Annotated in this window: 11 protein-coding genes; 1 reads left to right on the forward strand and 10 read right to left on the reverse strand. The window is 34.8% G+C overall.

Going from position 1 to position 10,450, the window contains the following annotated elements:
* Positions 1-12: 12 nt before the first annotated feature.
* The 10 genes from ftsA to FC57_RS01235 form a co-directional block, all read right to left on the reverse strand.
* Positions 13-1,371, reverse strand: a complete 1,359-nt coding sequence (gene ftsA / locus FC57_RS01190; RefSeq protein WP_040529427.1) for a cell division protein FtsA — start codon at positions 1,369-1,371, stop codon at positions 13-15.
* A gap of 61 nt (positions 1,372-1,432) precedes the next feature.
* Positions 1,433-2,290, reverse strand: coding sequence for a cell division protein FtsQ/DivIB (locus tag FC57_RS01195; protein ID WP_040529370.1), 858 nt, complete (start codon positions 2,288-2,290; stop codon positions 1,433-1,435).
* Between the two features lie 16 nt (positions 2,291-2,306).
* Complete coding sequence (gene murG / locus FC57_RS01200) at positions 2,307-3,413, reverse strand: undecaprenyldiphospho-muramoylpentapeptide beta-N-acetylglucosaminyltransferase (protein WP_007125387.1); 1,107 nt, start codon at positions 3,411-3,413, stop codon at positions 2,307-2,309.
* A 1-nt stretch (position 3,414) separates the two neighbouring features.
* Positions 3,415-4,794: a UDP-N-acetylmuramoyl-L-alanine--D-glutamate ligase gene (murD, locus tag FC57_RS01205; protein ID WP_007125386.1), complete on the reverse strand. Its 1,380-nt coding sequence runs from the start codon at positions 4,792-4,794 to the stop codon at positions 3,415-3,417.
* A 9-nt stretch (positions 4,795-4,803) separates the two neighbouring features.
* Positions 4,804-5,766 carry a phospho-N-acetylmuramoyl-pentapeptide-transferase gene (mraY, locus tag FC57_RS01210; protein WP_007125385.1) on the reverse strand — a complete coding sequence of 321 codons (963 nt, stop codon included), beginning with the start codon at positions 5,764-5,766 and terminating at the stop codon, positions 4,804-4,806.
* Between the two features lie 6 nt (positions 5,767-5,772).
* Entirely contained in the window at positions 5,773-7,932 is a 2,160-nt protein-coding gene (locus FC57_RS01215) for a penicillin-binding protein (protein ID WP_007125384.1), read from the reverse strand.
* Positions 7,932-8,300: a cell division protein FtsL gene (gene ftsL / locus FC57_RS01220; protein ID WP_007125383.1), complete on the reverse strand. Its 369-nt coding sequence runs from the start codon at positions 8,298-8,300 to the stop codon at positions 7,932-7,934. The genes FC57_RS01215 and ftsL overlap by 1 nt, the downstream gene beginning before the upstream one ends.
* A 12-nt stretch (positions 8,301-8,312) precedes the next feature.
* On the reverse strand, positions 8,313-9,260 hold the full coding sequence (gene rsmH, locus FC57_RS01225; protein ID WP_040529426.1) for a 16S rRNA (cytosine(1402)-N(4))-methyltransferase RsmH: 948 nt from the start codon (positions 9,258-9,260) through the stop codon (positions 8,313-8,315).
* Positions 9,261-9,264: 4 nt separating this feature from the next.
* Complete coding sequence (mraZ, locus tag FC57_RS01230; RefSeq protein WP_007125381.1) at positions 9,265-9,696, reverse strand: division/cell wall cluster transcriptional repressor MraZ; 432 nt, start codon at positions 9,694-9,696, stop codon at positions 9,265-9,267.
* A 171-nt stretch (positions 9,697-9,867) separates the two neighbouring features.
* A complete protein-coding gene (locus FC57_RS01235; protein ID WP_007125380.1) occupies positions 9,868-10,197 on the reverse strand; it encodes a DUF3397 domain-containing protein in 330 nt (109 codons plus the stop codon).
* A 93-nt stretch (positions 10,198-10,290) separates the two neighbouring features.
* On the opposite strand from FC57_RS01235, the gene FC57_RS10560 reads away from it, so the two are divergent.
* Positions 10,291-10,425 carry a DUF4044 domain-containing protein gene (locus tag FC57_RS10560; RefSeq protein WP_007125379.1) on the forward strand — a complete coding sequence of 45 codons (135 nt, stop codon included), beginning with the start codon at positions 10,291-10,293 and terminating at the stop codon, positions 10,423-10,425.
* Positions 10,426-10,450 lie beyond the last annotated feature (25 nt).

Consider the following 10,450-nt stretch of genomic DNA (forward strand, 5'->3'; position numbering starts at 1 on the left):
ACTTAACCACCTTTAATCAAAAAATTTTTTAAAAAAGCTCTTTAAAATATTAGGTTTGTCTTCATCACTATCTTTTTTGCTTATAGAAGCTGTACTTTTATTAGACATTTTATTTTTATTATAAGCCTCTTTGTCTTCACTTTCACTAGTGGAAGCTGTACTTTTAAAAATCTTGGAACTTTTCGACTCAGATTTTGGTTCTTCATCCACATTTTCACCAAAACCATAAATTACGCCATTAACCAGATAATCAATTTCTGACATCTCATATGAATAATTTACAATACCATAAGCTACCGTATAAATTGGATTACGCATCCCAATCTGGTCAGGCTGATAGTTTCTTGCCTTCACATTCAAACCATTAGCAGTTAAGCTGTCAATACCCTCAAGCAAACTTGTTCCGCCAGTAATTACTATACCACCTGGCTGTCTTAAATAATGATGTTTAGCAAGTCCCTTACCCAATCTAGTTAAGATTTGTTCTAGTCTGGCATTAATAATTTCACTTAAATATACTTCATCAATCATACGTTGACGATTAGTACCAATACTATTAATAGCAAATTTACCATTCTTTGAAGCAAAACTGGAATCAGCATACCCGTAATCCAATTTAATTTGTTCAGCATCTCTTTTAGAAATACTCAAAACAGTTGAAATATCACTAGTGATATCACTTCCACCCTCCAAATCAATATTTGCATATTTGATTTGACTACCTTTAATAACGGTAGCTGTACTTACTCCGCCACCAAGATCAACAATAATTGATCCAAATGTTCGTTCACTTTCATTCAAAGCTACACTTGAAATAGCTAACGGTGTTGGAACAAAAAAATTATTATAATAACCTGCGCGTTCAATCACTTTCTTAATATTATGAAGCGGACCAGTTGGAGCAGTGAGTAAAATACCACTTACACCCAAAGAACGAGCAATCATTTTCCGAGGATCATCGACTTTAGTTTTACCATCAATTAAGAAACTACTAGGCAAAAAAGTAATTGCCTCCCGATTATCTTTAGCTACCGAGTGAATAGCTGATTGGATAACTTTCTTAACATCATAATCACTTACTTCTCGACCCTGTTCTCCGACATTGAAAAAGCCAGTAGCAGTTTCTAACTGTAGCATTCCTACGGGAATACCAGCCACTACACTATAAATTTTAGCATTAGTCTTTTCAGCTACACTCTTTAATGCACGACTAACAGCTATAGCGGTTTGATCAATATCAATAACTTGTCCATGACGCATACCTGTATTTGGTGTAGCAACAGCACCTATCACCTTACCTGAATCTGCGACAACGGCTTTTATACTTGTGGTTCCTATATCAAGTCCCACTAATAGGTTTGAATTCTTCAAAATTAAGCCCCCATTAATATTTGCCCTGAAAAATTCTAACACAGATAATCTTTTAAAGCAGCTACGATATTCCATAAGCTTTCTTTTCACTTGAAGTTAGCGGTCTACTAAACGCACCTATTTCTAAATCAATTAGGCTGTGCTTCCCAGCTTTATTTTTAATTGCCTTATAATAATGGACTTTCTGTTTTAAAGTTATCATGTTGCCAATCACTACATTGCCATCTTTCATAACTAAAACAATCTGTGAATTTCGTTTGGTATTATCACTTAATAATTTTACTTGATCTTTAAATGATTCCGGTAAACTATTAAATAATTTTACATCTTCCTTTAATGAATTAGATTTGTTATAACCTACAAAAATTGGCTTATTTTGAGTAACTTCCGACCATACTAAAGCTTTGTTACCTATTTTCTCATTATCTAAAATTTTACGGTAACTATCGCCATCTTTTAAGTAGCCAACTACTTTACGTTCATTAATCTGCAAAATTAATTGGTTAATATGTCCCAAATGAACTTGTACACTTTTTATCTCTGGATACTTTTTTGACAATTTTTTACTTAAATCTTTTTGTTGAAATAAATAATCAAAAACTTTATCGCTAGCCTTAATTTTGGACACTTTAATGATTTCTTTAGTTGGTAAATCAGAAGCTCCAATAACTTTCACTGTACTGATATTGGCCATAGGTGATATATAAAATCCTAACCCAGCAATAGCTAAAATCGAAACTGTCATTATTAGACCCAATCTGCGTCGCAAAGACCGCCGTCTCTCCTTCTGCAAACTAGAAAGTGAGGCAGAAATCTTGGCTTTGTTTTTGCGACTGTTCCTCTGCTGATTAAATTCATGATTTAAATAAGGAGACAATTCTTTTTTCGGATCAATTTTGGTTACCGGTTCTTTTGCCATCTGCCTCATCTACTTTCTAACGGGCAATTTCTTGCATTACTTTAATTACTTGGTCTGAGGCGTCTGGTACCCCAAGTGCCTTGGAGGCTTTACTCATCTCAGTAGCATATTTTTCATCTAACAAAATGTGATCTATTGAAGAAACAAAGTTATTAGGATTCAAGTCATCTTCTGGAATAACCAAAGCTGCTCCCGCCTTTTCCAAATCAAGCGCATTCTTCATTTGATGATTATGAGTTACATTAGGACTTGGAATCAAAATTACAGGTACGCCAAGTGCTGTAAATTCAGCGATACTTGTTGCTCCTGATCTTGAAACAACACAAGTCATTTCTGGCAGCAAACCAGGCATATTTTGAATATAAGGCAAAATTTTAATATTAGTACCAATATTGATACCCTTTAACTTCTTTTGGACTGAATCAAAATAATAAGTACCTGTAGCCCAAATAATTTGATATGGCTTTTTCTTTAAATCCATCAAAGACTTAAGCATAATTCGATTGATTGCTAAAGCCCCACGAGATCCACCAAAGACTAATACAGTGGGCATTTGAGGATTTAAGCCCCATTCCTTCTTGATATCAATCTTTTTCTCGTTTAAGCCTAAAACTTGTTGTGATCTAGGATTACCAGTTTTTACTAATTTTTTCTTTTCAGAAAATTCTTTAGCAGCATCGTCAAAAGTGTAACAAATTTTGTCAACATAATGACCCAAAAACTTATTAGCTAATCCCACAACTGAATTAGATTCATGAATCATGGTTGGAATGTGCATCTTAGCTGCTTCATAAACCATGGCGCCACTAACATAGCCACCAGTACCTAAAACAACATCTGGTTTGAATTCTTGCAAAATTTTACGCGCACTTTTAGTAGCTTGCAGGAATAACTTAATTGTTTCAAAGTTTCTTAAAGGGTGCTTACGGTTGAAACCTTGGATCTTAATAGTCTTAAAGTTCACGCCGGCAGCAGGAACAATCCTTGATTCCAAACCCTTTTGCGTACCTACAAACAAGATTTCATCATCTTTACTAATACCACGTTCTTTCAAACGTTCAATAATAGCCATGATTGGATAAATGTGACCGCCTGTGCCACCACCTGTAAATATAACTCTCATTTTATTTAGTCTTCAATTCCTTAACAAATCTAACAAAGTAATCGCCACGTTCTTCAAATGTTCTAAATTGATCCCATGAAGCACAAGCTGGTGAGAACAAAAGCACATCGCCTGGTTGAGTCAATTCATAAGCTCTCGGAACAGCTTCTTGCAAAGTATTAACAATTACGATTTCTTTAATTCCAGCTTTTCTAGCTGCATCAGCCAATAGATACTTAGTTTCACCATAAAGCACAATTGCCTTAACATGCTTCTTAAATAATGGAACTAAATCATCAAAAGTGAATCCTCTGTCCAGTCCCCCTGCAATCAAAACTTCTGGTTCTTTAAAAGCAGGAATAGCAACTGTGGCAGCTTCAATATTAGTTGACTTAGAATCATTATAAACCTTGCGTCCATCAAGAGTCGTTACATATTGCAAACGATGTTTTGCACCAGCGAAAGTACTCAATACAGCTGCGATATCATCATTGTCTGCACCCATAATCTTAGAGATAGCAATTGCTACCATACTGTTTTGCAAATTATGAATACCAGGCAACTTGATATCAGCGATCTTCATAATCTTTTCGTTTTGACTTTCAAGATATTCATCGCCAATAAAGTAATCTGCATTATGATCAGTTTCTGAGAAAGTCTGAATCTTAGCTGGTGATACTTTCTTTTCTTTAGCTAAAATATCTTTTTGATCGTAGTTAGCAATAAAGTAATCGTCACTAGTTTGTGTTCTAGTAACATTTAACTTAGCGTTGACATAATTTTCAAATGTCTTGTGGTAATCCAAGTGAACATTATTATAAATATCAACGATAGCAGCTACCTTAGGATCAATATCAGTTACACCTAAAAGTTGGAAACTTGAGATTTCTACTACCAAAATATCATCTTTGGTTGCCTTAGGAACAACTTCTGAAATTGGTACACCAATATTACCAACAGCATATGCGTGATGACCAGATTTTTGCAAATGATGATCTAAGATTCTTTGGGTAAGCATTACAGTAGTAGTCTTCCCATTTGAACCAGTTACACAGACGTAAGGAGCTTCGCTACAGCTTAATGCTATTTCTGGTTCAGTAATAATCGGAATATTTAATTCCTCAGCTTTTTTAACCATTGGGTTTTCATAAGGAATACCAGGGTTTTTAACCAAGTAATCAAAGTGTTCTTTTTCGAGCAAATCAACTGGGTGATGTCCACCGATTACTCGTACTCCTCTATCTTTTAATTCCTGAGCTTTTTTGTTTTTATCAAGATCAGCTTTATCGTTCAAAGTTAATTTTGCACCAAGCTTTAAAAGAAGTTCACTAACTGCAAAACCACTCTTACCTAAACCTAAAACCAAAATATTCTTATTAGTGTAAGTTTTAATATCTTTCATTTTTTATCCCTAAATTGCTAAATACAAAATACTGCCAATCAAGCCAACAATCCAAAATACAGTGTCAACTTTCCATTCTGACCAACCCAACATTTCAAAATGGTGGTGAATAGGAGTCATCTTGAAAATTCTCTTTCCTGTAGTTTGGAATGAAATAACCTGCAAAATTACACTGGCAGTTTCACAGACAAAAACAATGCCAATCAATAACAGTGACCATGGTCTATTCAACATGATGCTGACAGTAGCCAAGCCGCCACCTAAGGCAAGTGAACCGGCATCCCCCATAAAGATTTTAGCTGGTTTATGGTTGAAAATGAAGAAGGCTATCAAACCACCAATTACACTCATACAAAAGGCCAAAACAGCGAAATTCTTTTGTTTAAATGCAATATAACCATATGTACCATAAGCAACAACCGATAAGCCTGTAGCCAATCCATCAAGTCCATCTGAAAGATTAACCGCATTAGAGAAGCCAACCAACCAGAAAATAATAAAGATAATGAACAAAGCAACGCTATGAACTACACCAGCAAATGGAATGAATAAATTGAATTGGAAATGATCACTTGAAGCAATCAATACAATCAAAATTGCGATAATAATTTGCAATGCTAATTTTTGCCAAGCTCTCAAACCTAGATTACGTTTAAAATAAAGCTTGATCCCATCATCCAAAAAGCCGATAATGCCATAGCCAAACAAACTGATAACTAAGATCCAAACAACTTTATTCAAATTGTGTTGCCATGCACTAACCCAAATAACTGAGATAGCAGCAGCTAATACAAAGATCGTCCCGCCCATTGTTGGCGTACCAGATTTTTTCTGATGCCACTTCGGTCCTTCATCACGAATTTCTTGTCCTTCATGATGAGAACGCATAAAATTAATCAACCAAGGTATAAAAATCACTGTTAAAATCAATGAACTAATCAAAGCAATAAAACTTGCCAGCATAATATTCATTCTATGCTACTCCTTTAATTTAACTTTTATTTTATTTCCAGCTTTTATTTCTGTCCCTTTAGCCACATCTTGACTAGCAACGGTGCCGGTTCCTCTTATATTAAATTTAACATCAGTCAAATTTGTAAATTCATGCAAATCATTAATACTCCAACCATGCATATCTGGACACTTCACTTTACCGGAAGTATAGACAAAAATTCTATCACCTAATTCCAACTTCTCCCCCTTCTTAATGCCTTGATCAGTGACACGACCACTTTCACCAATTTTTACCAAAGCAAGCCCAACTTGCTTAGCTTTAGCTAAAGCTTGACTATAAGTCATATCTTTAAAGTTCGGCACAATCGTTGTAGTAGCGGTATTGTCATTCTTAGACATGGCGATAATTCTACTCATCATTGGCTTGAAGATTGAAGCTAAAATCTTTTCAGCAGTAGTTTCACCCAAGTGCGGTTGTTTAATTGTTAAATAAATACAGTAGCGAGGTTTACTTGCTGGATAAATACCCACAACTGAGAAAATATAATTATTATCACCTTTTAAATAACCGCCTCCTTTTGGATTGGCCATTTGAGCTGTACCAGTCTTAACAGCAATATCGGCTTTTCCCATCCTATAAGCACTACCAGTACCAGATTGCTTATTAAGTACTTTTCTCATATTGGTTACCACAGTTTCTCTAGTCTTTTTATCATAAACCGGTGAGCCAACTCTTTGAATTTCATAGCCTTTTATAGTTTTACCATTAGAGTCAGTAATTTTATTAACTAATTGTGGCTTTAACATTTGACCATTATTAGCCAAAGAACTATAAGCTTGCATCATTTGCATGACATTAACGTTCACACCTTGTCCAAATGCTGTAACAGCTTGATCCATAGGCGTATTAAATGAAATAAAACCTGGTTGTTCTCCAGGAAGAGTAATTCCCGTCTTTTCTCCAATATGGAATTTTCTTAGATACTTTTTCCAAGTCTTTGAACCCATTTTTTGTTCAAGCTTAACAAAACCTGTGTTACTTGAACGTTCAAAAGCTTGCGAAAATGGAATCGTACCCCAACCTGATGTTAACCAGTCATGAATAGTCGACCCACCAATATTTACTGAACCTGAACGATAATATTCATTCGGATTATAATTACCACTATTTACAACTGCTGCAAATGAAAGGACCTTAAAGACTGATCCTGGTTCATAAGTATCTTGAACCAAAATATTACGATAAGATTTAGTCAAACCTTTCTTTGTTTGTGGATTAAAAGTTGGTCGCTGCGAAGCTGCTAAAATCTTACCTGTTTTCATATCCTCTACAACCGCTGTTAAAGAAGTCGGGTCATAGATGTTTTGTACATTAGACATATGTTTCTCAAGATAACTTTGCAGTTGTGAGTCAAGAGTTAGATATAAATTATTACCATTCTTTACTGGCTTATAAATTTGATTACTATTTGGCATCTGATAATTAGAAGCATCAACCGAGGAAATACGATAACCATCAATACCTGTCAAAGTATTATTAAAGTAAGCTTCAATACCCATTGTACCTACCAGAGTATCATCATTGTTTTTTTTATCATATTCCACTCGTGTTAAACCTACAATATGAGAAGCAAAGTTACCATTCGGATAGAGTCGAGAGGGAGTAGCAATAAACTTGATTCCTGGCAATTTCATTGCCTCTATTTTTTTCTTTTGCTTAATAGTTAAACCACTACCTGCCGTTCCAAATTGTACTTGAAAAGCTTTCCGTTTAGGTGTTAAAAATTTATAAATCTTATTAGCAGATATTGGCAAAACTTGAGCTAATTTTTCTGCTGTTTTAGATTTATTGATAACATATTCAGGCTTATTTTTATAATTGATTGAAGATTTATCCAAGATTGCATAAATAGTATACAAACGTGACTCTTCTGCAATAGCTAATCCATTCCTATCATAAATTGTTCCTCGTACTGCCTTAATAACTTGATTACGTTTGTAAAGTTGCTTGGTTCGTTCAGATAAATTCTGTCCATTAATTATTTTAGAAATACCTATATATAAAAATCTAGCTGTAAATACAAGAAAAACAAAAGCGACAACTACCTGGAGAACTCTTCCTACTGTAAAGCGGTAGCTGTGGGCCTTGGATTTTCGTGATTTTAAATTTCTATATTTTTTCATCAGCGAATTGTCCTAATATTTTTATTAATAAGCGTTAAGCCTTTTTCACGAGCAATCTTATTTAAACGCGTGGTTGAAGTCAATTCACCAATTTCTTGACGTAATTCAGTAACCTTACTTTGTTCCTTAATAACCGATTGTTGCGTCTTGGTTAACTGATGTTGCGCCGATGTTGCGGAAATACTAAAAGAAACCAGAAAAATCATCATTGCCAACGTAATGATACCTCCCACAATTATTAACATCTTTTCTAAAATATTATAAGGAATATTACGCGGATCAAAGATAAGTCGTTGTTGTTTCCGAGAACCATTTTGCTGACTTGGTTCATATTCATATTCTATTTTTCTTGCTGAACTATTAGCCATATAATTCTCCTTCTATAATTTTTTTGCAATCCGTAATTTCGCACTGCGTGAGCGGTTATTATTTTCTAATTCAGAAGTAGAAGCAGTAATGGGTTTTCGATTTACTAGACAAAGCATTGGTTTTAAATCATCTGGTACAAAAGGCATTCCTCTTGGAATTTCTACCTCTGAATACTTCTTAAAAATTTTCTTAACGATTTTATCCTCATGCGACTGGAATGTAATTACACTAATTCGACCACCGGGTCGCAAGATTTTAATTGCCTCTTCTAACGAAGCTTGCAATACATCCAATTCGCGATTAACGGCCACCCGCAAAGCTTGAAAACTCTTTTTCGCTGGGTGACCACCAGTTCTTCGTGCATATGCAGGAATAGCGTCTTTGATTATATCAACCAATTCAAAAGTAGTTACAATCGGCTTATCCTTACGTCTTTCTATAATTCTATGAGCAATTTGTCGAGAGAATTTTTCATCTCCGTATTGATACAAAATATCTGCTAGCTCTTTTTGACTTAAGTCATTAACCAACTGATACGCATCCAGATCCTGACTTTGATCCATCCTCATATCAAGTCGAGCATTATAGCGGTACGAAAAACCGCGATCAGCTTGATCAAATTGAGGAGAAGAAACACCTAAATCATAGTATATGCCATCTATGCCATCTGTATAACCTAGCTCAACCAGATCATTCTGCAAATTGCTAAAATTGTCATGTACGAGCTTCAATTTAGGTTCACTATCTGGTTCCAACAAATCCGCAAAGTTTAACTTTGCCGACTTTATCGCGTATTCATCTTGGTCAAAACCAACAAGCGTACCAGAATCAATTTTACTGAGCAAATATCTTGCATGTCCGCCACCGCCAAAAGTTGCATCTACATAAAGACCACCATCTTTTGGTTTTAAATTGTCGATAGTTTCATGTAAGAGTACACTGGTATGTTTGAATTTCATATTTTTAAAGTTCAATGTCGTCCAAATTTTCAGCAATATCATCATAGTCATCGTTGGCCTCTTCTTCGAAGCTATCCCAACGATCCTGTGACCATATTTCAATTCGGTCAGATACACCTATAATGACACATTCCTTAGTGAGCCCTGCGTGGGCTTTGAGCGTTGCTGTTAAATTAACTCGTCCCTGCTTATCAAACTCACTTTCCATTGCACCAGAGTAGAATAAACGCATAAATTTACGTGTATTTCTCTTCGTCAACGGAAGTTTTGCTAATTTAGCTTCAATCTTTGACCATTCCTCCATGGAATAGCCAAAGACGCAACCTTCCATTCCTCGTGTGAATACCATCTTATTACCAATCTGATCACGCAGTTTCGCTGGTATAATCAAGCGGCCCTTGCTGTCCAAATTGTGGTGATATTCACCCATGAACATGATCTAACCTCCTTCCTTTAAATAATCTACCACAATTCACCACTTTCTACCATTTGCTCACACAAAAAAATACGTATTTTTAGATTTCTTTATATATTTTTTTGACAGATTTAAAAAAAGGTGTCAAATATTATCATTTTGCACCTTTCAGATATATAAATAATTTTTAATTTATACAAACATCAGTATTACTAAACCAACGTACCATAAACAGGTACAAGCAGCTAAATAATTCCATAATTTACGCAAAATTTTACTTAAAGAAATATTCTTATTCTTAATTGCATCACTCAGGGAAACAATAATTACTAAAATAAAGTAAATTAAAAAACCATATGGTAAAAAAGAAGGTTGATTTATGTAAGTCGTAATTAAATTGCAAGCTGCAATAAAAAAGAAAGGCAAAACATCGTATCCTCTGAACTGTGCACGCGGAAAGATTGCGTTAATTAAGAAAGCAATTACTAAACCAATAAATGGCACCAGGAAAATATAAAGCATCAGTATCCCTCCATCCTTTTTATTCTAAACTACAATTGATTTGAAAAAAACTATTAATAAGAATAAAATATTGTTCGAGTAGGAGGGCATTTTATGGCACGAAGAAAGAAAAAGAAATCTGGTTTTCAAAAGTTGACTATTATTATGGCATGGTTAATGGCAGTAATTACTTTAGCTGCAGTTATTGCAAGTGCAGTAGGAGCAATGGCTGGTGCAGGAATGTTTTAACAAAAAGTGTCTGGGAAAAAACTAA

The sequence above is a fragment of the Lactobacillus ultunensis DSM 16047 genome, assembly GCF_001436305.1.
Taxonomy (GTDB): domain Bacteria; phylum Bacillota; class Bacilli; order Lactobacillales; family Lactobacillaceae; genus Lactobacillus; species Lactobacillus ultunensis.

What these genes read in the sequence shown, in the direction of transcription:
- ftsL (WP_007125383.1), bottom strand. Translation starts at nt 8,300, where the DNA reads ATGGCTAATAGTTCAGCAAGAAAAATAGAATATGAATATGAACCAAGT.
- FC57_RS01195 (WP_040529370.1), bottom strand. Translation starts at nt 2,290, where the DNA reads ATGGCAAAAGAACCGGTAACCAAAATTGATCCGAAAAAAGAATTGTCT.
- FC57_RS01215 (WP_007125384.1), bottom strand. Translation starts at nt 7,932, where the DNA reads ATGAAAAAATATAGAAATTTAAAATCACGAAAATCCAAGGCCCACAGC.
- FC57_RS10560 (WP_007125379.1), top strand. Translation starts at nt 10,291, where the DNA reads ATGGCACGAAGAAAGAAAAAGAAATCTGGTTTTCAAAAGTTGACTATT.
- murG (WP_007125387.1), bottom strand. Translation starts at nt 3,413, where the DNA reads ATGAGAGTTATATTTACAGGTGGTGGCACAGGCGGTCACATTTATCCA.
- mraY (WP_007125385.1), bottom strand. Translation starts at nt 5,766, where the DNA reads ATGAATATTATGCTGGCAAGTTTTATTGCTTTGATTAGTTCATTGATT.
- mraZ (WP_007125381.1), bottom strand. Translation starts at nt 9,696, where the DNA reads ATGTTCATGGGTGAATATCACCACAATTTGGACAGCAAGGGCCGCTTG.
- FC57_RS01235 (WP_007125380.1), bottom strand. Translation starts at nt 10,197, where the DNA reads ATGCTTTATATTTTCCTGGTGCCATTTATTGGTTTAGTAATTGCTTTC.
- rsmH (WP_040529426.1), bottom strand. Translation starts at nt 9,260, where the DNA reads ATGAAATTCAAACATACCAGTGTACTCTTACATGAAACTATCGACAAT.
- murD (WP_007125386.1), bottom strand. Translation starts at nt 4,794, where the DNA reads ATGAAAGATATTAAAACTTACACTAATAAGAATATTTTGGTTTTAGGT.